This is a genomic window from Paenibacillus sp. 2TAF8, from assembly GCF_052114825.1.
Classification (GTDB): domain Bacteria; phylum Bacillota; class Bacilli; order Paenibacillales; family Paenibacillaceae; genus Paenibacillus.
In genome coordinates this window covers 272,977-294,905 of the sequence record NZ_JBFRFN010000004.1, presented here as the reverse complement: position 1 = coordinate 294,905, position 21,929 = coordinate 272,977, and the positions used below count along the sequence as shown (strand labels likewise).

General features: G+C 43.7%; 27 protein-coding genes. 25 read left to right on the top strand and 2 right to left on the bottom strand.

Translation table 11 applies throughout. The annotated features are described in order from the left end of the window. Positions 1 to 59 precede the first annotated feature (59 nt). Positions 60 to 824 (top strand): AAC(3) family N-acetyltransferase, encoded by a 765-nt coding sequence (locus AB4Z30_RS08595; RefSeq protein ID WP_441925253.1) that lies wholly within the window; start codon positions 60 to 62, stop codon positions 822 to 824. Between the two features lie 98 nt (positions 825 to 922). Here the strand turns inward: AB4Z30_RS08595 and AB4Z30_RS08590 are convergent, their stop codons facing one another. Further along, on the bottom strand, positions 923 to 1,594 hold the full coding sequence (locus AB4Z30_RS08590) for an NAD(P)H-dependent oxidoreductase (RefSeq protein WP_441925251.1): 672 nt from the start codon (positions 1,592 to 1,594) through the stop codon (positions 923 to 925). Positions 1,595 to 1,748: 154 nt separating this feature from the next. Between AB4Z30_RS08590 and AB4Z30_RS08585 the strand changes: the two genes are divergently transcribed. Together AB4Z30_RS08585 and AB4Z30_RS08580 are read left to right on the top strand one after the other, a co-directional pair. Beyond that, positions 1,749 to 2,084, top strand: coding sequence for a winged helix-turn-helix transcriptional regulator (locus AB4Z30_RS08585; RefSeq protein WP_441925249.1), 336 nt, complete (start codon positions 1,749 to 1,751; stop codon positions 2,082 to 2,084). A 332-nt stretch (positions 2,085 to 2,416) separates the two neighbouring features. Continuing rightward, on the top strand, positions 2,417 to 4,117 hold the full coding sequence (locus AB4Z30_RS08580) for a diguanylate cyclase (RefSeq protein WP_441925247.1): 1,701 nt from the start codon (positions 2,417 to 2,419) through the stop codon (positions 4,115 to 4,117). 74 nt (positions 4,118 to 4,191) lie between these two features. Here AB4Z30_RS08580 and AB4Z30_RS08575 read toward each other — a convergent pair whose 3' ends face one another. Further along, entirely contained in the window at positions 4,192 to 4,545 is a 354-nt protein-coding gene (locus tag AB4Z30_RS08575; RefSeq protein WP_441925245.1) for a helix-turn-helix domain-containing protein, read from the bottom strand. Between the two features lie 167 nt (positions 4,546 to 4,712). On the opposite strand from AB4Z30_RS08575, the gene AB4Z30_RS08570 reads away from it, so the two are divergent. The 22 genes from AB4Z30_RS08570 (at position 4,713) to AB4Z30_RS08465 (ending at position 21,888) form a co-directional block, all read left to right on the top strand. Further along, positions 4,713 to 5,516 (top strand): DNA-binding protein, encoded by an 804-nt coding sequence (locus AB4Z30_RS08570; protein ID WP_441925243.1) that lies wholly within the window; start codon positions 4,713 to 4,715, stop codon positions 5,514 to 5,516. Between the two features lie 194 nt (positions 5,517 to 5,710). After that, positions 5,711 to 6,988, top strand: a complete 1,278-nt coding sequence (locus tag AB4Z30_RS08565; RefSeq protein WP_441925241.1) for a WXG100 family type VII secretion target — start codon at positions 5,711 to 5,713, stop codon at positions 6,986 to 6,988. Positions 6,989 to 6,999: 11 nt separating this feature from the next. Further along, on the top strand, positions 7,000 to 7,503 hold the full coding sequence (locus AB4Z30_RS08560; protein WP_441925239.1) for a hypothetical protein: 504 nt from the start codon (positions 7,000 to 7,002) through the stop codon (positions 7,501 to 7,503). Between the two features lie 119 nt (positions 7,504 to 7,622). Continuing rightward, positions 7,623 to 8,114 (top strand): hypothetical protein, encoded by a 492-nt coding sequence (locus tag AB4Z30_RS08555; RefSeq protein ID WP_441925237.1) that lies wholly within the window; start codon positions 7,623 to 7,625, stop codon positions 8,112 to 8,114. A 142-nt stretch (positions 8,115 to 8,256) separates the two neighbouring features. Continuing rightward, on the top strand, positions 8,257 to 8,655 hold the full coding sequence (locus AB4Z30_RS08550) for an Imm7 family immunity protein (RefSeq protein ID WP_441925235.1): 399 nt from the start codon (positions 8,257 to 8,259) through the stop codon (positions 8,653 to 8,655). Positions 8,656 to 9,176: 521 nt separating this feature from the next. Next, positions 9,177 to 9,668: a hypothetical protein gene (locus AB4Z30_RS08545; RefSeq protein WP_441925233.1), complete on the top strand. Its 492-nt coding sequence runs from the start codon at positions 9,177 to 9,179 to the stop codon at positions 9,666 to 9,668. Between the two features lie 21 nt (positions 9,669 to 9,689). Then, on the top strand, positions 9,690 to 10,091 hold the full coding sequence (locus AB4Z30_RS08540; RefSeq protein WP_441925231.1) for a hypothetical protein: 402 nt from the start codon (positions 9,690 to 9,692) through the stop codon (positions 10,089 to 10,091). Continuing rightward, positions 10,078 to 10,662 carry a hypothetical protein gene (locus AB4Z30_RS08535; protein ID WP_441925229.1) on the top strand — a complete coding sequence of 195 codons (585 nt, stop codon included), beginning with the start codon at positions 10,078 to 10,080 and terminating at the stop codon, positions 10,660 to 10,662. The genes AB4Z30_RS08540 and AB4Z30_RS08535 overlap by 14 nt, the downstream gene beginning before the upstream one ends. Then, positions 10,659 to 10,985, top strand: a complete 327-nt coding sequence (locus tag AB4Z30_RS08530) for a hypothetical protein (protein ID WP_441925227.1) — start codon at positions 10,659 to 10,661, stop codon at positions 10,983 to 10,985. Before AB4Z30_RS08535 ends, AB4Z30_RS08530 begins: the two co-directional genes overlap by 4 nt. 17 nt (positions 10,986 to 11,002) lie before the next feature. Continuing rightward, the gene (locus AB4Z30_RS08525; RefSeq protein ID WP_441925225.1) at positions 11,003 to 11,392 is read left to right on the top strand and encodes a pentapeptide repeat-containing protein; all 390 of its coding nucleotides are present in this window, start codon (positions 11,003 to 11,005) and stop codon (positions 11,390 to 11,392) included. 189 nt (positions 11,393 to 11,581) lie between these two features. Next, a complete protein-coding gene (locus tag AB4Z30_RS08520; RefSeq protein ID WP_441925223.1) occupies positions 11,582 to 11,854 on the top strand; it encodes a hypothetical protein in 273 nt (90 codons plus the stop codon). 76 nt (positions 11,855 to 11,930) lie between these two features. Then, positions 11,931 to 12,344 (top strand): hypothetical protein, encoded by a 414-nt coding sequence (locus AB4Z30_RS08515; RefSeq protein ID WP_441925221.1) that lies wholly within the window; start codon positions 11,931 to 11,933, stop codon positions 12,342 to 12,344. 643 nt (positions 12,345 to 12,987) lie between these two features. Then, positions 12,988 to 13,662 carry a hypothetical protein gene (locus AB4Z30_RS08510; RefSeq protein ID WP_441925219.1) on the top strand — a complete coding sequence of 225 codons (675 nt, stop codon included), beginning with the start codon at positions 12,988 to 12,990 and terminating at the stop codon, positions 13,660 to 13,662. 80 nt (positions 13,663 to 13,742) lie between these two features. Next, the gene (locus AB4Z30_RS08505) at positions 13,743 to 14,210 is read left to right on the top strand and encodes a hypothetical protein (RefSeq protein ID WP_441925217.1); all 468 of its coding nucleotides are present in this window, start codon (positions 13,743 to 13,745) and stop codon (positions 14,208 to 14,210) included. Between the two features lie 336 nt (positions 14,211 to 14,546). Beyond that, complete coding sequence (locus tag AB4Z30_RS08500) at positions 14,547 to 15,059, top strand: hypothetical protein (protein WP_441925215.1); 513 nt, start codon at positions 14,547 to 14,549, stop codon at positions 15,057 to 15,059. 93 nt (positions 15,060 to 15,152) lie between these two features. Continuing rightward, complete coding sequence (locus AB4Z30_RS08495) at positions 15,153 to 15,650, top strand: hypothetical protein (protein ID WP_441925213.1); 498 nt, start codon at positions 15,153 to 15,155, stop codon at positions 15,648 to 15,650. A gap of 48 nt (positions 15,651 to 15,698) precedes the next feature. Then, positions 15,699 to 16,220, top strand: coding sequence for an SUKH-4 family immunity protein (locus AB4Z30_RS08490; RefSeq protein ID WP_441925211.1), 522 nt, complete (start codon positions 15,699 to 15,701; stop codon positions 16,218 to 16,220). A gap of 150 nt (positions 16,221 to 16,370) precedes the next feature. Further along, the gene (locus AB4Z30_RS08485) at positions 16,371 to 17,534 is read left to right on the top strand and encodes an immunity 26/phosphotriesterase HocA family protein (protein ID WP_441925209.1); all 1,164 of its coding nucleotides are present in this window, start codon (positions 16,371 to 16,373) and stop codon (positions 17,532 to 17,534) included. Positions 17,535 to 17,733: 199 nt separating this feature from the next. Next, the gene (gene nikA, locus AB4Z30_RS08480; RefSeq protein WP_441925207.1) at positions 17,734 to 19,293 is read left to right on the top strand and encodes a nickel ABC transporter substrate-binding protein; all 1,560 of its coding nucleotides are present in this window, start codon (positions 17,734 to 17,736) and stop codon (positions 19,291 to 19,293) included. After that, positions 19,293 to 20,240 (top strand): nickel ABC transporter permease, encoded by a 948-nt coding sequence (gene nikB, locus AB4Z30_RS08475; RefSeq protein WP_441925205.1) that lies wholly within the window; start codon positions 19,293 to 19,295, stop codon positions 20,238 to 20,240. Before nikA ends, nikB begins: the two co-directional genes overlap by 1 nt. Beyond that, complete coding sequence (nikC, locus tag AB4Z30_RS08470; protein ID WP_441925203.1) at positions 20,237 to 21,091, top strand: nickel transporter permease; 855 nt, start codon at positions 20,237 to 20,239, stop codon at positions 21,089 to 21,091. The genes nikB and nikC overlap by 4 nt, the downstream gene beginning before the upstream one ends. After that, on the top strand, positions 21,088 to 21,888 hold the full coding sequence (locus AB4Z30_RS08465) for an ABC transporter ATP-binding protein (protein ID WP_441925201.1): 801 nt from the start codon (positions 21,088 to 21,090) through the stop codon (positions 21,886 to 21,888). The genes nikC and AB4Z30_RS08465 overlap by 4 nt, the downstream gene beginning before the upstream one ends. Positions 21,889 to 21,929 lie beyond the last annotated feature (41 nt).

Below are 21,929 nucleotides of genomic sequence, written 5' to 3'. Positions count from 1 at the left end.
TCTCGGCTCTTTGTTTTATTTTTCGATACATCACTGATCCCTAAGGAGGTTATTCCAAGATGACACATACATACGACAGTCTTATCGTGCAGCTAGAGGAATTAGGCATAGATCGTCACGGCACATTGCTGATGCATTCTTCCATGAAGAGTATGGGGGAGGTGGAAGGCGGAGCAGATACCGTACTGGATGCGCTGAGCGAATATATGAAGGATGGCTTGCTCGTTTTGCCTACACATACGTGGTCTACCATTAACAAAAGCAATCCATTGTTCCACGTGGAAACGTCTTCCTGTTGTGTGGGCATTCTGCCTGAGTTGTTCCGTAAACGTCCTAACGTGATACGTTCCTGGCATCCTACACACTCTGTAGCGGCACTAGGTAAGGATGCACGGGAGTTTACACAGGACGACCATCTCTTCGATACGCCATGTGCACGAGGTTCTGCATGGGGTAAGTTGCTCGATCGCAAAGCGACAATCTTATTGGTGGGCGTGGATTTGAAACGGAATACGTTTATTCATGGAATCGAGGAGTGGGTGGACATTCCGGGCAGAATGACCGATGAACATGAGATGTTGTATACCGTATTGCCAGATGGAGCTAAAATTTCCGTGCCTTCACGCAGACATTGCGGACTATCCTGGTCAGAGCATTTCTGGAAGGTGGATGAGGTGCTGGTTCAAGCAGGTGCGATGCACAAAGGAAGCTTCGGGGATGCTGTAGCAAGTGTCTGTGATGCCGCCAGAACCACCGAGGTGCTTACGGAGATGTTGAAGGAAAACCCGGATCTGTTCTCGGACAATGAGCCATTGAAAAGGTAATAACGGGGCAGACTGGCCGAGCTATGCCGGCTCCTTCATTAGAATGTAAGTTGTCTACCTCCGTTATTGCCATCAGGCTCGATCCAAAGAAAATCTCTTTATGCCCATCTCACCAATTGGTCTATAGGACTTCTTGTTTTTTCCCGTTTAGGTTCTTCATTTCGATATCCAAAAGCAACCATAACGGATGCTTTAAAGTTTCCTTCTTCTAACAAACCTTCTTCATTTAGAATCCGGTCTACTGCTGCATAGTCGAATCCTTCAATGGGACAAGAATCAATTTCGGCTAATGCAGCGGCAGTCATCATGTTGCCCATAGCGATATACGTCTGTTTGGCAGACCATTCGTACATTAAACGCTCATCATTCAGCATTCCACTTACCTCCTGAAATTCTTTTAAAGCGCCGGAGACCAACGCAACGACCTCTTCAGGCCTGTTTTGCACATTCCTCATCTGTTCGGTAATGTATTTGGAATCATATCTTACATTTGTGCGAGCAAGGATGATCACGAAATGACTCGCCGTGTCGAGTTGACCTTGGGCTCCGGGTGAGACAGCTTTCAGCTTGTCTCTTAAAGCTGAATTTTGCACAACAACAAATCTCCACGGTTCTAATCCGATTGAACTAGGCGATAATCTTCCCGTCTCCAGGATATAGTTGAAATCCTCTTCGGATATGTTCTTGGTGGGGTCAAACCTCTTGGTCGCGTGTCTATAATGAAAAGCGGATAGTACATGTTCTTTGCAATTTGGTAAAAGGGTACTCATTTTATTGTCCTCCTCTGAGTATTATTTTAATGTTCCAAAAAGGGTACTTATGATACGATTGTATCGTGCAATTCATATCATAGAACAGGTTCAGGTGGGTTTCTACGCTCTTGTTGTAGCGTTAGTATGCGAATAGATACTGGAGGAAATCAGGATGAACTATACCAATGAGATGTTGGAAGAATGCGGAATTACAAGCGCTCAAAGGGTATTGTCGGGCAAGTGGTCGATGCTGATTATTTTGTTTTTGAGTGAGAAAACGATGCGATTTAATGAAATTCAGCGGTTGTTTCCGGACATTACGCATGCAACTTTAACTAAACAGCTCCGCGCTCTGGAGAAACACGGAATTGTTGTACGTCACGTATATTCTCAAATTCCCCCTAAAGTTGAATATTCATTAAGCGATATCGGACATAAACTAAAGCCTGTTCTCGATTCCATTATGGCCTGGAGTGAGGAATACAAGGGATTTAACGTAACCGAATAGATCACGTATCCCGCTACGTGCTGGATGACGCTCAGTTGCAAGCTGGGCGTTTTTTTGCGTATAACCTTCAAAAACTTTCACAAAAGTGCAAAATAGATCATGATTTCAATCAGAGGTTGGTCGGACTTCCAGTGAATGGGCTACTCAGCGTATCAGGGGTGTGGTACGATATGGGTAATTTAACCATAACAAAATCAAAGCTTGGCAGATGTATCTCATATTAGTTGTTTGTAGAATGATCAGAAGAAAAATAAAAGTTCAATGTTTGGTAACGTATCAGAGTTATCCCTGATAACCATGGAACAGTGTCACATCCAAGAAGGAGAAGATTCGTGAACCCATTAGTGTGGTATGATCTTTCGTTATTCGTGCTATTGTTTGGTGTGGGCGTGTATGTGTTTGCTACCGTTAGAATTACGAATTTACATAAGGTGTATTTTTTGTTTCACGGTTTGATGATGATGTGGCCTTTCTGTCAATTTGCGAGTACGCTCACAGATGATCCGGGCCTGCAATTATTCTATGTTTTGCTGTCCTTTGTAGCGGTCTCGCTACTGGGGAGTGGGTGGCTGCTGCTGACGTTATTTATTACCGGTTATGCGGAACGACTGAGCCAAAGGCGGCTGGTGTTGCTGTTTGTACCCGCTGTGATCGGAGCAATTGGGGTCGTGGCGAACCCTTGGCATGATTTTGTCATGCCTCTGGAGGGCGGTTATATCGAGCGTGCCTACGGCCCGTGGTTCTGGGTGGTCATGTTCATTTTGGTGAKCTATTTCCTTACTTCCCTCGTCATTATGTTTCGTGCGGTATTTTCCTCCAAGACACCTGTTATGATTCAAAAGCAGGTCAGAATAACCCTTTGGGGTATTTTTGTGCTGGCTATGTTTGCAACGCTGGATGCGATCCTTAATGTGCTGCTGAGCCGCTGGTTGCCAATTATTCCGGGTCTGACCTCGCTGGGTATTTTCCTGTCCGACCTGTTCTTCGTGTATGTGATCAAAAGGTACAACGTGTTCAATCTGGTCTCCATCGCCCATGAGGACGTCATTAATACGATTCCGTATGGCATCCTGGTGCTGGATGAGAACGGAGTCATTGTGGAGGAGAATAAAGCCTCTCGTTCTTTTATAGAAAAACAGGTGGGGGATGTCTGGGACATGGAGGCATTTCTCGCTGGGGTGTCTGTCGATGGCAATGGTCAGGAATTTCTGAACAAGTATCGTTTGAAAAAAATGGAGCTGTGCCAGATCGAAGTAATCGTCGAAAAAGACAGCCAGCTCTGTCACTACATTCTGCAATCATCTCCGATTGTAGACTCGGCTCTTGCACCCCTGGGGCACCTGCTGACGTTCCAAGATGTCTCGCAGGAGCGCTTCTATGCGAAGGCGATGAATCAGCAGAATAAGATACTTCATGAGCGCAATGAGGCATTGGATATGATTCGTCAGGAGTTGTCTGAGGCCAACCGTAAGCTGGAAGAATTGGTGCTGACGGATAGTCTGACGCATTGTTATAACCGCCGTTACCTAACGCAACATCTGAATCATGAAGTACTCACGAATTTGCAATATAAAACGCCGTTTTCCCTCATGCTGCTCGATATCGACCACTTCAAGGCCATTAATGACCATTATGGTCATGTTGTTGGGGACGAAGTACTGGTGCGCACGGCAGAGGCACTTCGGCAATCTGTGCGCAGTACTGATATTTTGACTCGCTATGGCGGAGAGGAGTTCATGATCTACCTGCCGCATACGGAGCATGATCTAGCGATGGATATGGCGGAGCGTGTAAGACAGGCCGTGGAGTCCAACCGTATTTCATTGAATTATGGGATGGGAGAAATAGCAATTACAATTAGCGTCGGTATTCTATCGATTGATGATTTTGCGTATGAGGACGAAGATGTGCCGGAAGATGGAGAACGCTATTTAATTCAGCTATTTGATGCAGTGGACAAGGCGCTGTACCAGGCGAAGCAGAATGGGCGTAATCGGGTGGAGTATGGGGTGTTGGCGAGGGGTGTGGTGTGAAATGGTTAATGTGAAAAAGAGTGGAGACAATTGCTCCACTCTTAAAAAGAATATGTATGATATACATGTTAAAATTAACGTTCATCTGAGCATTTTTTTGCATTTTCAATGGAGATCAAAATTTCCTTGTTTATTCTGGTTAAAGATTTGATTTGATCTGCATCTTGACCGCCGATTAAAGTTATATGTTCATCCAAGGCTCTTTTGTACAAAGAGTCTTCTTTGAATTTAAAGATTTCCTCCGCAGGAACCTGCAAGCCATTCATTATTTTCTCCAACGTCTCCAAAGAAATATTGCGATCTCCTCGTTCAACTCCACCAATATAACTGTAATGAAGACCCGCAGCTTCAGCCAGTTGCTCCTGAGTCCAGCCTTTGGCCTTTCTTAATTCACGTATTCGATTACCAACAGTTTCTGGTAAACTCATTTGATCACCTCCACTTAAGGTTAGAAGAGGATATAGAGTCATGACAGACTAACGGATGTGAAATAAATTCGGACATAATAGTACTTATTAGTACAATTTATATTGATCTTCTTTTTGTTTATTTATACAATAATTTCAAAAGAGCTTACTAAAGGAGGATTCCTTTTTTGCGAAAATCTATCCTAAAATCACTCAAACCGGATATTATCGTTGAGATGCTGAATATGGCTGTGGCTTTTGAAAATTGGAACAAGGTGCTGGAGACAGCGGACGTGTTGTATCAGTGTGCGCAGTGTATATATGAAGAACGGATGGAGTGCCAGCAGGAAGGTGGGGCTAAACATCATATTCATACGCAACGTCCATTGGTTTATTACATGGGATGGAGTCATATGATGCGAGGCATGGCTTATCAGAAGTTGGGGCAGATCGATCAAGCGCGAGCTTGTATCCGGCAGTATGCAGTATTGGGGTGTATGGAAGGAATGGATGAGGTAGAGCTACAAGTTGTGCTGGAGTTCAAACGTAAAGCTGAAATCCATCGGTATGCACTTGAGATTGAAGCAGGGCAGGTTGAACTGCTGGAGGGTTATGTGAACCTGTTGCTGGAGTATCCGGAGGAACGTTTGTCAGGGTTGAAGGTGATCACAGAGGCCGCGGTGAGGCATGGGTGGCCGATTGATTTTGTCATACAGATGCTTGAGGAGAAGGTCGATGGGCCAGGAGTGGAGATGGATTCGTTAAACAACGATGATGTGTACCATTATTTTTATCAAAGGGCTTTATATGAACAGTGGATGGGAAGGCCACAGGAGGTGGTGGAATTTATTTTGAAGGCGATGTGTGTAGCGGACAGACTGGGGATGGAGAGGCATATGATCAAGTGTACAGCGGTATTGGAGTCGTTGCGAGAAATGGCGACGGAGGAGCAGATTGAGCGGTTTCGGGTGTTTTTGGAGGGGATAAAGTAGGGGGGCGTTATTGGGTTTACTGAAAATGGTAGGGTGTGCTTGGATGTGGGTATATGCATATAGGACTATAGCACCGATGAGTGGGGTGTTAGATGTCGGGTTATAGGTCAAATCAGGATGTTAGCCGGATGGTTTAATACATTATACTTCTGCTAACATAGGATAATCCTATTTCAAATGAGCGGAGAAAGCGTATGAGTACAATCAAAGTAACCCCTGAACAATTGCATCACGTATCGAATCAAGTGGGTCAGGCGAGACAACAGTTGGAGCATATCCAGGATAACCTCTCAAAGCAGATCATGTTTCTTCAGGCCGTATGGCTGGGTGTGACACAGGAGCGCTTTTATGGTGATTTTGCAAGATCACGTACCGTGTTACAGAAAGCACTGGAGAGTATGGTATATACTTCGAAGGAGTTAACGGAGATTGCTACGCGGTTTGAGCAGGCAGATGCTGAGAAGGGCAGTCTGGGTGGTGTTATTGGTGCTGTAGGTGCGGCAATGCTGATGAAGAGCTCGGGGAGTGATACGGGTTCAGAGGATAAAGGCTACCGAATGGCACAAGTGAATGTGTTTGGGAGACTGGTGCAGATGCCTGTGAACGAGGATGGCGTTACCGATCAGGCAGCTCTGCAGGCATATCAGAAGGATCAGGGGCATTTGGACTTTAATCGGATGCAAGCTGTGGGGACTGAGGAACCAGGGGAGGATATTATTGCCTTGCAGATCAAAGCCTTTGAAAATGGAATTCATCCCTTCACAGGTGAGCCAGTGAATGATCGATATGCTCAGATGATGGTGATTTCTCTGAAGTTCAGCCAGATTTTAATGGCTTTTCAGATGGTTCGCGGAAGTATGCCTGGGCGCAAAGGCCCGTTTCACTTGCCTTCCTCTCATCCGACTGTGGCGAAGATGAAGGCTAATGTGGCAAATGCAGAGAAGGCCAGCGTAAACAACAAGATTCACGAAGTGAATCCAAGTCATAAGTTTACCGGCTCCGGGATGAAGGATTATGATAAAGTGGCAGAGATGGAGTATGAGTCCATAAGACAAACAAAAATGCATGATATCAAGGACGTCGCAGCAAATACTGGATTAAGTGTAGATGAAATAAGAGCCATGAAGAAACATTTATTCTTTGGCAAGCATCAGGTTCCTCAACCTGGTAGTAAAGAGTTTAAAATGGAACGGTTCATAGCAGACGACGAAATAGCATACGCATGGAAAACTGCTCAAAAGGGTGAACTGAGCGTTGAACAAAAATCTTGGTTCAAGCAATTGGCAGATCATGAACTAGTTGAGCGGAAGTTGATGGCAGAGGGACAAAAGTATCGGACTTTAGAATCATGGAATCCAATAACGGGAAGATATGATGGATTTCCACCTGGAGCCCATGAGAATGCTCCTAAACAACCTAGAGCTTCTTTTCCTGGATATGAAGAGTATTTCTTTAATAAATCTTTTAAGTAGGTGGAAGATAAATGGGATATTTATTAAATAAAGCTGCTGAACGTCTAAAGTCAATAAATGATGTGACAGAAGTTAAGTTACAGGAATCCCATCATGTTTTGATCGTAGAATATTTCAGAAGAGTTAATTTATTTTTGGACATGAAGGCTATTAACATAGATCGGTATCCTATATTTAGTTTCGCCAAGATTATAGGAGAAACAATAAACAGTAAAGTATATGATTGCCTTCCAGAGCTAAATATCTTTCAAAATGTATATATAAAGGCGGTCTGTTATAGTTTTTTAGAAATTTCCGAATTAGCAGATCGAGGTGTAGAAGAAGCATATAAACATATTGATTTATTTGAACCTATTATTAAATTTTTGGAGAGAGGTGGGAGCTTCACAATTCGGCAAGGTGAAATGATGGTAGGAGATTCAGCATATCCTCTTAATTATTGGAGAGATAAGGTTATTGAAGAACAAGATATCAGTGAAAGGACTCTACAAATACTTGATGAAAGGGCATTTTAAAAGTTCAATACAGATTTTGCCCAAACTAAAAAACATGCGAAATCCGCTTGGTCAACTAGCGCCGGGTTACTACGGCATTCTTTACGTAAGAGAACGGAAATGAACAAGAGGTGAGCAGAGTGAATCTACAAGCGGCAGTAACCAGGATTAATACGATTAATTGGGAAAGCGTAGGAACGCGTTCTTCCGAGATAGAGGCCGATTTAGTGCGGGAGTATCTAAGAAGATTAGCGCTCTTCTTTAGAGATATTTCTACTAAACCTCTGCCTCCTTTCATAGCTAATGTTGCTAAAGTACTTGGGGATGAACAAGAAGTCGAAATCTCAAATTATTGCAACGTGGAAGCCATGGGAACACACGGTAGTAACGTTTATGTGTATACAGTTTTTGAATACTACTTGCAGTTAGCGAAGCTGGCTGATCAGGATCATGGTTATGTAGAATACTTACTTATATATGAACCATTCATCAAAATCTTTGAAAGAGAAGGATTGGTTGAACTAAAACCAGGAGAATTAAACGTGGTAGGGTGTACACATATTCCATTAAATCATTGGTACGATAAGTTTATAGATATGGAACCGTTCGACTTAAACAACTTGAAAGAATAAAGTCCTGGATGGGCCACTAGCATTGTAGTTTTTGAAAAACAAGACGGATGCAAAGTATATATTGAATACGATTGAGTGGAACTGGAGTGCTCAAAATATGTTTCACCATTTACATAAGACAAACACCGAGGGAGCTTGAGCCATGTTCGAATACCATGGATGGGCAACAATAAGAGAAAGTGCCTCGTTTGAAGAAGATGACGATCAATATGATGCAGCTATTCAGGAGTTGCAGAAGTACATTGAGGAGTTGAACTGGCCTTCAGGTGTACTCGATCTGAGAGCAGTTAACGGTGACTTTCAGCTTTGGATTGCTGGCCTTGATAATCACAAACCTGAGACAAATTATGATCCGATTGAAGTGTTCAGAAAAACAGGTGAGCTAGCCCCGGGTTCCTACGGCATTCTTTACGTAAGAGATAGTGATGATGCAGCATCATCTAATCACTTCAAGGTGTATACGTTAATCCGAGGCAAGGTTGCAGAGCAAGAAGATCGGTTTCTTTCACCTTTTGTGCCTAAGTTAGAGGATGAATGCTGAGCGTTTGCTCTCCTGAGAGCGGAAATGAACAATATGATAAAAAATTTTGATACTCCCTAAAATTAAATAGCATCTTTTAGTCTTGGTCAGGGAGAATAGGCATTTTATCTTCTACCTGAAACCATTCCTCGATATGATCATTTAAAGCAGGGATGTCGTTGATCGCCTTCTCGCATATTTCGTTGTACTTCCCATCTAAAATCTCCTTCAGATCAAGATTTTGCTTATACTGATCTGTTAGTCTTGCCTGATACGCTTCTAGTGGTTCCAAAGTGTAGTTTTGGTTTCGTGTCTCAAGACCAGGATACAACTTCCATTGTAAATTTCCTTGGAAGGCATCTATGCAATCTATATTCCTGGAGATGTTAAATGATTTTAGAGGAAAGGTACAAGTCAGGAAGTTAGCCGGATAGAGCAGTGTGTCGGACTTCTGCTAACATTGTATTATCATTTTATTTTTGAGTTTATAAGAGTTGAAGCAAATTTGTTGGATTCAGAGAAATAAGGGAGAATCATATAACATGGGAACAACAGCATTTTTTCTAACGGAGCGTGAAAAGTATTCACCAGAGAAGTTTTTATCTGACACTATAATTGCTGTGTTTCAATCAGATCATAGGCTAATTTTTGATAATCATAAACATATTGAAAATGAGCGATTTTCTTCAACAACCTTGAATGTTCTAAGTCATTCGTACAATAGTGAAGAGAATAAACATCAATTTATTTTATATGTAAAGGCAAAAGAAAATAAAAGTGTTTTATTTCATGATTATGAGGATCTGAATCTAGACCTTAAACAGGATCTTATTCGTGTAAGTACAATAGAAGAGGTATTTGGTGCAGAAGAAGTCATTTTTCAATTTGTTTATGAATATTTGAAGCTTAACCAATCGGACTACTTTTGGGTGGCAGATTACGATTGGGTTTACACTTGGGAAGATATTAAGAAACTACACTCCATGAACTATGACTCAGACTGGTGTTATAAAAATCCTGAGATGATGGGATAGATCAAGGAAGGATTAGTTTAAATGAAAGAAAGAATGAATGACACCTATTATGTTGGATATGAGGGACAACCGGAAATTTCGTTTTTCTTTGAGAGTCCTAGGGAAAAGAATACTCTAAAAATGTGGAATGGATATTTTGAGACGCTACTTGATCTTATGACTCAGTACGCGTCTTCTGATAAAGATATATTACATGAATACTGTACTCATGAAGGGTGGTACGATGAGAGTCCTTGGGAAATACAAAACATTGATGCGGCTATTCGTTTATTCGAGTCATTCGATCTTAATAAAGCCAGTGGTGAGCAACTAGAGCAAGTAAAAAATATCGTTCCTGACCTTCCAGGAGTAGCAAATCAGATATTGGCTTTTCTTGAAAAGGCCAAAACCAACGGATGCAAAGTATATATTGAATATGATTGAGTGGAACCGGGGTGCTCAAAATATGTTCACGATTTCATTTAAAGCAGTAGATGATTTGGACGCGCTGAAGCAAATGTCGGCAGAGCAGTTTGATCAGGCCAAACAAGATATAGATGGAATGATTGAATTGGATTTCAACGGACATACATACGGTATGTTATTTGATGATTGCCCATTCGGTAATGAGAGACTCATCAGATGGTTTGTGGACTTACTGACAGTGGCTCAGATGGTGAGCGTGAATTCGTACGTTGCTTATCGGATTCCTGATAGTGCTCATCTATGGTTGGAGTTTAAAGCACATGGAGAAGAACTGCTAGTTAGCTTAGTGGAAGATACGGATCGTGAAGTTATTTTGGACTTATTTATTACTGAACCGCTTGAGGAATTCAAGTACTCAACATGGAGTGGGGTTTCTATAAGTTTGGAGTCCTTTGTAGAAGAAATCATACGTAATACACATCTGTTTCTGGATTTCATCTCTGAACTCAACGCTAAACTATTGAAAAGTGAGAATGTTGCAAGAATGAATGCGAAGTTATCTGATTTAGAGCAGGAGCCCTCAACTTGAAATGGAAGGACGGGTGTATCTACATGCACCAAGAAGTTAGGGAGATCATACGAAAAAGAGCAGTTCTTCATATGAATGATCCCGTAATTGAGAAGCATAGAGAGAAACTAATTCATATCTTAAGCCAAAACGAAAATGATACCATCGATTTTCTGAAAAAGTGTAGTAAAGAGGAAGCTCTTTGGGTCAGTGAGGTGTTCGAAGAGATAGCTTATCATCTTCAAAGTGTTGAATATATTAACGCGCTCAATGATGTCGACCAAAAATACCCCGAATTAAAATTAAACGATACGATCAAGACAGCTGTTTCTTACATGGATTAGAGGACGACGAGGGACGGATGAGAAACGATATGTATAACAGATTCGAACTTCATAGAAATTGGGTAGATACTAGCGGTCAGGAAGGTGAGCAACTTCGTTTGCAGGATGTTGATTTTCGCGAATTTGATATTTCTGATATTTGTTTAGAGCAATCATTTATGGCTAGTTGTACGTTTGAGGATCTGAGTCTTAGTAACATGGATTTCCATGCCTCTTTAACGGATGTAGACATAAGTGAAGCAAGGTTTGAAGGGGTTTTGTTTTACGGAGTAACGTTAAGAAACATCAAAGGGATAGAAGAGGCTAATGTCCAAAGCATTCATGTTGGTTCAGACGATAAACCTATAATTCTCAAAGGGCAGGAAGCAAGGGATTGGCTCCGCATGAAGGCCGAAGAAAGCATATAAAATCAAAAGCAATCCATCACCTATGTATCTTTTTAAATTGGAGTGATCCATTTGATAAAATATATAAATCTCGATTCCTTCAGAGGATATTTACTTAAGACACTAGATGAGCTGTCTACTTATCATAAGGTGGAGCTGGGGAATCACAGCACGTTTATCGTTACTCCTGTCGAAGAGAGGGGGAAGACGTTGAACTCTACAGATGAATATATTCAACGTGGAATGCTGAACTATGATAATTTAAAAGGTCGTTTTTTTGATCTCGAATCGGTTATTAAATTGTTAGGTTGCAGAGTTCCGCTATGTCCCATTTGGGTAAAAGTTTCACTTCAAAATCCAGGGGATGAAGCACTTATCATAGAATTGCAGACAAGCTTGAGATTCCGCAAGCCCAGCTTATTGCAAAATCAAGAAACAGGGCATCCACCATTTATAGCAGTCCTCCCGTCTCAAAACGAATGAATTTCGATGGACGCACAGGCGTTTTACCAAGAGCTAAAAGTGTATGATATCAAAATTGGATGGGGTAATCAGAAGTATGTACAAACAACTTGATATTCTTTTATCCGCCGAGACAACAGTTGATTCCTGGTACGATGACGGCTGTGTTATAGCCACAGAAATTCTTGAAGGTTTTAATCCAGATGAATGGGATATTTTATCTAGAGAAGCATGGAGCAAACCCCTCAACTGGCAGAAAAAGCTTGCATACTGCTTGGACAGTACTCGAGAGATGCATGAATTTGAATTGTTGCTGTCTCTAATGACTATTGAGGATAGAGAGTTATTTGTAATATGTATAGATACACTACGGAGCTATACATCCCCTGAGCATAAACAAAGATTAATGCATGAGCCTCTGTTACTAGAGCGTGTGTCTGCTGCATTGTCTGAAGCAGGCATTACGAAACGAAGGGTACTGGAGGATTTTCTCAGAGAATTAACAGTCTAGTACAGCGGTATGGAGCAAATTCTGAGAAGAGAGTGCTTGCTGGAGTGCAGATCATAAGCTCACCTTTTGTGCCTATAAGTTAGAAGATGAATGCTGAGCGTTTACTCTCTTCTAAGAGTGGAAATGAAAAATATGATAAACAATTTTGATCTACTTCCTAAAATTCAATAGCATCTCTTAGTCTTGGTCCGGCTCTAAGCTATAATTTTGATTGCGGCTCTCAAAACTGAGATACAGCTTCCACTGAAGTTCCCCTTGTTGAAAAGAAGCTACACATTCAGCCAACTGGTTATACACTTGTTCTGGACTATGAAATCGAAAATATAATCCAGGTGTACTGAGGTAAATGTTCTCTTTTGCAAACATATTAATTTGACCCATTCATAGGTACGAAGCTTAGATAATGTATAGCCTATGAGGTGGGTCAATTGAACGTCTTTTTTAGCCATACTATATATATTCATAACGTCACCTCTATTTTTCTCTAAAAATATGGATAGATATTTTGATACGCTATTCGATCTGATATCTCAATTATGATGTGAAATATTCGTTGTAAAATTCACTAACTTTTAGAAGGGGAGCGGTTCAAATTTTCAATAAGTATGCATTATTACTAAGTTCGATTGTTGCCGTAAGTATTATGATATCTGGGTGCAGTACTGAAAATTCAGAAAAGCCAGCAAATAAAACAGGAAGTACACCCGTAGAGACAAACACAAAAGAGAAAGTTGAAAATTTAGCTTCAGATTCACCTTATGCTAAAGTAGTACAAATTGATTCTAATCAAGATAACCCTACCATTCGAGCACAAATGGGTACAGATAATGGTGATCTACAGGTAGTTTCAGAAGGAAAAGAAATGATCGGCCACTTCACTATACCAAGTGTCTTAGGACAAGAGGGGGACTTCTTTTATCAAGGTAATTATTCCGTCTTTTACAACCATAATGACGAGAAAAAAGAAATAAGGGAATTACAGAGTCTTGTTTTTGTTCAACCTTCTGAAAAACCTATATCCTTCGAAAAAATAGGTTTTGAATCAATGGACGTTTTCTTGCTTACTCCCGAATACACAGCATCGAGAGGCTATAACTCGTATGCATTTGGCATAGATAAAAATAGCGGAGAAGCTTTTGCAATTAYGTTTAAAAGCGGGGAAAACGTACACGATACAATGAATTACGAAAAAGATAATGCTCCCTTAAACAAGAGCGAAAAACTGGTTGTAACTACAAGAAATACGGAAGGTCAAGGCGACACTTTAACTACGGAGTACAGCTTTGATAAAGACAGTAAACAATTTGTTGCACAATAGTAGAAGCATTACCCTTAGGGCAGAACTTCACTGCTCGACGTAAACAACTTGAAAGAATAATGATCGGGATGGGTCTTCTTATGGAACTAGCATTGTATGTTTTCAATAAACAAGATACGAAACAACTAGCGACATTATTAATGAGTGCTATACAGTCATTTTCGCCTGGGACTCGCATGACATGCAAGGATGATTACTACACATTAATGAATGCTACCTTTTCTTGTATTGTACAGGATGATGATGAATTAGTGAGTTTTACAAGGGAAGAGTTAGGTCTGAATATTAACTATTGTATCCCTATTATAATTTTCTCACATTCCCCAGAAGAAGCACTACGGGTTATCTTTCAAGCGGTGAACAAATTAACTGCACAACTGGATGAGGATGTAGCACTGACAGACAGTGCATCTGGAGTGATTTTCATACGCGCTAACGGTCAGCTTATCATGAATTCACATTGCCGGGAGAATCCGGACATCTATGACTGGCCCTATAATTTACTGGAAGGTAATTTTATTGAAAAGGACATGGCGGGATTACTTTGAGAAGGATCACAAAGAGAGGTGAACTCATGTCTGAATCATCGTTTTATGATTGGTTGAGATTGTTCGATGTCGAGGATGAGAATTCGAAGAAAGAATGCCCGAACTGCGGACATGCTGCGATCCATTTTCAATATGTTGGAGATTTACGTGTCAGGATTGGATTCCTGGATATATGGTGTGATTCATGTATACATGGAGTCCATATCTCTAGAATCAGAGCACCTGAACATGTAAGCATGATCTCGTTTGAAGATGGGGTTGAATATAAAAGAACTGTGCCTAATTTTATTCGTATAGAGCCATCTTAAGGCATTCTAATAGGAGAGGGGTAACGATATGGGGCCTACATTAGCTAAAGGGATCGAGCGTATGTCTGCGATTTCGTTTCAAATGAATAGCTTTTCCCCAAAAAGCTCACATCACATATTAATCAGTGAGTATCTAAGACGTGTGAATGTATTCCTAGACAAGCTGAGCGTATTCCCAGATCGTTATCCCCTATTTAGCTTTGCCAAGATGATTGGAAGAGAGACAGATGCTGATGTGTACTGTGCTTGTCCCCCGTTGGATACACTTCATAATGTCTATATGAAGGCCATTTGTTATAGCTATCTGGAAGTGTGCGAATTAATCGATCAAGGAGTAAATGATGCGATTCAAAATGCTGATTTGCACGAGCCAATGTTGAAATTCCTCGAACGAGGTGGGATGTTTACTATACGGAAGGGTGAACTGGAAGTAGGTGATGCAGCATATCCACTAATGTATTGGAGAACTCTGGTGATCCCCGTTCAAGATATTAGCGATAATTCCTTGAATCTCATAGATCGTAACGGACTGGGGGGATAGTGACGTCGGTGGGGATATTCTAAGAGCATGGAGATTTGCTGGGACTATAACATGGGATCGGATAGTAGTAAGGAAGAAGAGGTGGGTGTATTCATGAATCGGCTCGTCACAGGGATAGAGAGAATAGGCCGTATAGACTGGAGTGTTTCTACACAAGTAGACGATCCCTCAAATATGGCATTGGTGCAGGAGTATATCCGCAGAGCAGCATTACTGATTACTACATATCATTTAGAAACATCCTACCCATTCTTCAATGCTGCCCGCGCAATTGGACATCATTCCACTTTAGATGTAATGGATCAATGTCCTCGGTTAGGCGAGTTAACGAACAGTTTTATGAAAGGAACTTGTGTAGCGTATCTAGAATGGCTGAGTTTAGTCGAGTCTGGAAATGAAAAGGCTATAAAGTTTCATGATCTGTACGAACCCCTCATACTTCTGATTGAACGAGGCGGAAGGATTAGCTTGCTGCATGGTGAGATTAGAACAGGTGGATATGTCTTCCCTTTGGCAAATGCAGAATATATGTCTAAGCAGGCTCCAATAGATATTAGTGATGAGGGATTGAGAGGATGGGCACAGCAATAAACATTTTACGATATGTTCCGGACTCGGCTACAGGGAGAGATAAGAACGATGAACTTCAACATTCTGGAGATAAAAGAATACTATGACACGGATGTGCTGGAATATGATTATGCCAAGCTATCACTCAGGGGCATAAGCGAAGAGAATGCTCACTTTCTAACCCATGTTGGTATACCCGAGCAATATGATGACTTTTTCTTTTATAGAATGGATCAATTCCACGACAAGGATGTTGCAGGCGAGCGATACATTCAGATTGGTCACTTTGCGAGTTATGGTATGCGAGATGCTTGCGGCCTTTATCTCAAACCAGAGAGTGACATACTTTATATGAACCCGTCTCTAGCTAAGTCCGCAGTGTATGCGTTAAATAAAAATATAGAAACCTTCTTTTTATTCCATTTCATTCGCAGTGAACTGTCTACAAAGATGAGAGGCGAAGGCATGTATACCCAAGCTCGATATGCCAGAGAACTTCGCAGGTACTTTGAACAGATTGATCCTGTAGCCATAGAAAATGCCGAAAGTTACTGGTCACATCTACTTGAAGACTACGAAACAGGCTTATAGTACTCATATGAACAAAAAACATACCCAATCCGCTTGTTCAACTAGCTCCGGTTCCTGCGGCATTTTTTACGTAAAAGACAGTGATGATGTGGTATCATCTAATCAATTCAAGGTGACAGGGTAGTATAACTTGGAAAGGAGATTTTGCTTATGGATGCATGGCTGAGCAATGAGACCCGCGCATATGTTGGTCTTGAACCTGTTGAATCGCACTGGGATAGGGTAGACATCAAGAAGGGCTACTATGTTTATTTTGATGGAGACGTTATTCGTAAACGAATATCGAGCCAGCCGGAGAGCTATGTGGAAGAGGATGTGTCTATTGAGGTGCGAGATCGGCAATTTGTTGTGCCCAAAACGAGCAGAGGCAAGGAAAAAAAATTGACCTACACAACAGTATCCGGCTTCAAGGCAGAAGGTGTTACGTTCTCCGCTGGAATCAATCCGTATGATGGCAAGAGTTACGTTACAGCTTATAATAAACGTAACAGCGTGAGTCTACCCATTTCGGACTGTTCCCACATGACATCCAAAGCAGAGATCATCTCCTGGCTGGAACATTTTCCGGGCACCGTGCCGGATGACTATGACCGCAAGCTGGATCGTTTGAAAAATATGCCAAACCAACGTTATCAGGCGGTGCCAGGTGATATTTTCAGAGTAGAGCTAGATTTGCATACTGATGGATATGTGCTTGTAATTGGCAATCTTCGTCAGATGGAAAAGGATGATTTATTTTCCGAGCAAAGCATTTGGAGATCGGTCATGACAATGCCACTGTTTGTAAGGCCCTTCTTATGGAAGACAACGGAGCGTTCCCCTTCGCTAGAGGATATTTTGGCAGCCCCAATGTCGGAGACGACGAGGATTGTGATGGATGACTTTTTTCTGCGTGGAGGATATGAGTTTGTGTTTCATAAACCATTGGAGGAAGAGGATATCCTGTTTCCTATAGGGTACGGATCGACAACTAGCATGACGAATGAGCGTGTAGTTCGTTTGAGCTGGGGCTTGGGCACGTTACATAAACCAGAGGAGCAAACGCCATTTAGGCTGGAACGGAATTTCATGAATCACGGAGCCTGCTCGGGTCTGACCACCGAATGCTTTGGCCCGCCATCTGAGCGTATGCATGAGAGGGACCTGGCCCATCCGCAGTATGCGCAGGAGCGTAAACTGGCGTTGGCGGAATTCGGATTATCCGAAGACATTACATATGATGAATTTTGCCAGAAGACGGGGGCTATGACCCGTTCGCAGTATATCGATTATGTAAAAAGAAAGTATCACATCCATACAGATGGAGAGAATTAAATCCTGCGCCTCTCATATACAAAAACATCCCAAATCCGCTCTCATTGGAGAGACGGATTTTTTTGCGTGCAATCAACTAAAAATATCTTGTCAAAACGTAATCATTACGATAAGATAATATTCATTGTTTAGATAGTAATTTTTACGATTAATTTTGAGATTGATATTTATATGAAGAGAGAGGGGCATGACCTTGTTTATGAAAAAGAAGCCTTTGCTGGCGCTGATCTCCTTGGCCCTGAGTGCGGCAGTGTTACTTACCGCTTGCGGAGCATCCATATCTAGTCCTGCGGCGCAAGGCGGTACTAGTACCCAAGCGAATAAGAACGTTCACTTCCTATACAACTTCTCCACCAGTTCACTTGATCCACATGTGGATTCAAGTTATGTGCCGCTGCGTGCGGGCATTACGGAAACGCTGCTGCGTCTGGATGAGGACAACCTGACAGTTGCACCATGGCTCGCCGAGAGCTGGGAGAGTAAAGATGGTCAGCATTGGACGATTACGTTGCGCGACAATGTGACCTTCCAGAACGGCACACCGATGACAGGGGAAGCGGTTAAAGCTTCTCTGGAGCGGTCGCTGAAGGAGAACGTAGCCATCCAAAATACATTGAAGGTGGATACGATCAAAGCCGAGGGAAACAAACTGGAGATCACAACAACCCAGCCGTTCCCGGAATTTGCATCCGAGCTGGTGAACCCGAACACGGCGATTATTGACGTTAGTGAGCCGGATATTGTGAACAAGCCTGTCGGTACAGGCCCGTTCAAGCTAACTTCCTTCACGGCAGGCAGCAAGCTGGAGCTGAGCCGCTATGATGCATATTGGGACGGGGCTTCGCCGCTGGATTCCGTAACATTTTCGTTTAATGAAGATGCTAACGCCCGTTCACTTGCACTGAAGTCCGGTCAAGTAGACGTCGTCTACCGTCCGGAAGTGGAAAGTCTGGAATCTCTCAAAGCCATCGACGGGCTACAAGTCGAATCCACATCCACGTTCCGCGTGCACCAGTTGACGATGAATATGCAGCGGGAGAGCATCAAGGATGTGAATGTTCGCCGTGCGCTGGATGCGTTGATTGACCGGAAAGGCATTGTCGATACGATCCTGCTTGGTTACGGCGAGCCTGCCATTGGCCCGTTCCTGCCATCACTGCCTTTTGCGCCTAAATACACACATGCAACAACCGAGACCGGCCCGGATGTGGCTGTGAAATATCTTGGCGAAGCTGGCTACACCCAGCAAAACGGTGTGATGACCAAAGACGGCAAACCATTGAAGCTGACTTTACTCACCTATTCGTCACGCGCCGATCTGCCTCTGATTGCACAAGTATTCCAGTCGGATGCGAAAAAGATCGGGATCGATGTGCAGATTCGTCAGATTGATGCACCGGAAGAATACATGGCTTCCAACCGGGATTGGGACATCGCTACATACAGTAATCTGACCGCTCCACGCGGGGATGCGGGTTATTATCTGAATGCGACATACCATCCTAAGGGTGCGCTGAACTTCAGCGGATCGGAAGACCCGGCACTGACCAAGATTATCGACGAACTGAACCTTACGGTTGAACCGAAGAAACGTGCGGAGCTGGCAGAGAAAGCAGCCAATTATGTACATGATAACGTGCTGAACTCCTTTGTACTGCATCCAGCAACGATTGTGGCCTACAACGGCAAAAAGGTGAAAAACTGGGTCACCACGCGCAGTGAATACTACATGATTACAAATAAGCTGGATGTGATGTAATGTTTCGCATTTTGCTTCGCAAGTTTCTGGAGGTATTTGTATTTCTGCTCTTCATTATGTTCGTGAGCTTTCTATTCATCCGGCTTGCTCCCGGCGATCCAGTGCTAACCATTTTGAATGTGGAGGAGTTATCGGTCAGCAAGGAGCAAGTCGAAGCACTGCGGGAGAAGATGGGCTTTAATGACTCGCTTCCCGTGCAGTTTGGCCGCTGGTTGCTTGATTTTGTACGGATGGACTTTGGTGTGTCCTACTCGACAGGTCAACCGGTCATGCAGACACTGATGCGTGCACTTCCGGCAACAGCTGAGCTGACACTCGGTTCACTGCTGGTTATGCTGATTGTTGCCATCCCGCTCGGCTCCTTGTCCGCACTCTATCGAGGCAGCTGGATTGACCAGGGCAGCCGCATCTTGTCGATCCTGGGTGCAGCTGTGCCCAGCTTCTGGTTGGGACTCATCCTGATTGACCTGTTCGGCGTGCGATTCGGAAGCCTGCCAACAATGGGGCGAGACGGGTTTACTTCACTTGTTCTGCCATCACTGACGCTGGGACTTGCTATCTCCAGCGTTTATGTGCGTCTTTTACGTTCTAGCTTGCTGGATTCTTTAAGTCAGGAGTTTGTGCGCTCTGCCAGGGCCAGAGGGCTTTCGGAGTGGCGTATCTTCTTCCTGCATGCATTCAGACACAGTCTGCCTCCGGTAATCACTGTATTTGGGGTCAGTCTGGGCAGCCTGATTGGCGGCGTTGTGGTAATTGAAGTGTTGTTTGCTTATCCTGGGATCGGCAAGCTGGTTGTTGACGCCATTCGCCAGCGCGATTATCCATTGATTCAAGGATACATCCTGATCATGGCAGTTGTCGTGTTCCTAGTAAATACCGCAGTTGATCTGTCATACCGTTATCTGAACCCCGAAATGAAATTGAAGGAAAGGGAGGCCCACCGATGAAAACAATGCCCCTGAGCATGCCGTCAACCAAAACAAAAAAGCACAACTGGCAAGCCATCATCGGCATGTTGTTTGCACTGCTCGCTATAGCGGCCTCCCTCTATGCCTTTCTATATCTGAAACATGATCATACCCTCACTGACCTGCGCAGCAGATTGCAGGGGATGAGTGCGCTTCATCCGCTTGGCACCGATCATCTGGGCCGTGATGTGCTGACACGTCTGCTTCTCGGCGGCGGTCATACGCTCGGTTACAGCCTGCTTGCACTCGGTGCGGCACTGCTTATCGGCATTCCGTTTGGTCTAATCGCAGGGTACAAACGCGGCTGGATCGACAAGTTATTCATGCGTATCGCGGATGCGTTTCTGGCTTTCCCCGACACCATCGTGGCGATTGTGCTGAGCGGTCTGCTTGGTGCTGGCATTGGCAATCTGGTACTTGCCATTGTCATAGTGAAATGGGTGAGTTATGCGCGTTTAGTTCGAAGCACAGTCCTGTCCGAGTCGCAAAAGGATTACATCCGTGTAGCTCGCACGAACGGTCTGTCCGATGCACGAATCATGACCAAACATCTGCTACCGCATATTGCAGGGCATGTGCTGGTACTGGCGAGTCTGGATCTCGGTAAAATCATCCTGCTGATCTCATCCCTGTCCTACATCGGACTTGGCGCGCAGCCACCAACATCCGAATGGGGATCAATGCTCAATGACTCGCGTCCATACTTCCAATCCAGACCTGAGCTAATGGTCTTCCCGGGTCTCGCTATTGTCTCCGTTGTGCTGCTGGCGAACATGCTGGGCGACTACCTGAGAGACCGGTTTGATGTGAAAAAGGAGGTGCAGCCATGATTCTCTCTATTGAGGATCTGAGCATCCTCAGCCAGGAGCGGACCATTGTGGACAGTGTATCCCTTGCCGTCCGCGAAGGGGAATTCATGGCGCTGGTGGGACAGAGCGGCAGTGGCAAAAGCCTGCTCTCTCAGGCCATCGGACAACTGCTGCCGCCTAATCTGCGCGCATCCGGACGCGTGCTGTTCGAAGGCAGTAATCTGCTCGAACGGAAGCCGAAGGAGATGCGAGCATTGCGCGGACGCGATATCTCTTATATTTTTCAGGACTATCAGGGAGCGTTCACCCCTTTTCGTAGCATTGGCGGGCACTTTGATGAATACCAGAAGGTGCACGGCGAGAAGTCTGCTGCGATCCGTAAAAAGCGTGCCGCAGAAGCGTTGGAGTCTGTTGGACTCAGCCCGGAGCTTCTTCGCCGCTATCCGTTTCAGCTGAGCGGGGGTCAACTACAGCGAGCATCGATTGCTACATCGCTGATGCTCTCCCCACGTCTGCTTATTGCTGATGAAGCAACGACAGCGCTGGATAGCATGTCCGCACATCGCGTAATGGAACTACTCGCACGCAAGCAAGCCGAGACGGGCTGTGCGATCCTGTTTATTACACATGATTGGCGGCATGTGCGCCGTTATGCGAACCGCTTGTCCGTCATGAAAGAAGGGCGGATTGTGGAATCGGGCGGCAAACACCGGATTCTGGATCATCCCCAGCATGAGTATACACGCCAATTGATTGAAGCTGCTCCTGTGCTGAGCAACGAGTTAAAGTCTGGTTTGAAGGAGGTGGGTGCGGAGTGAGAAGCACAGTAAATGACAGGGGTGACCGATCAAGCCCATCA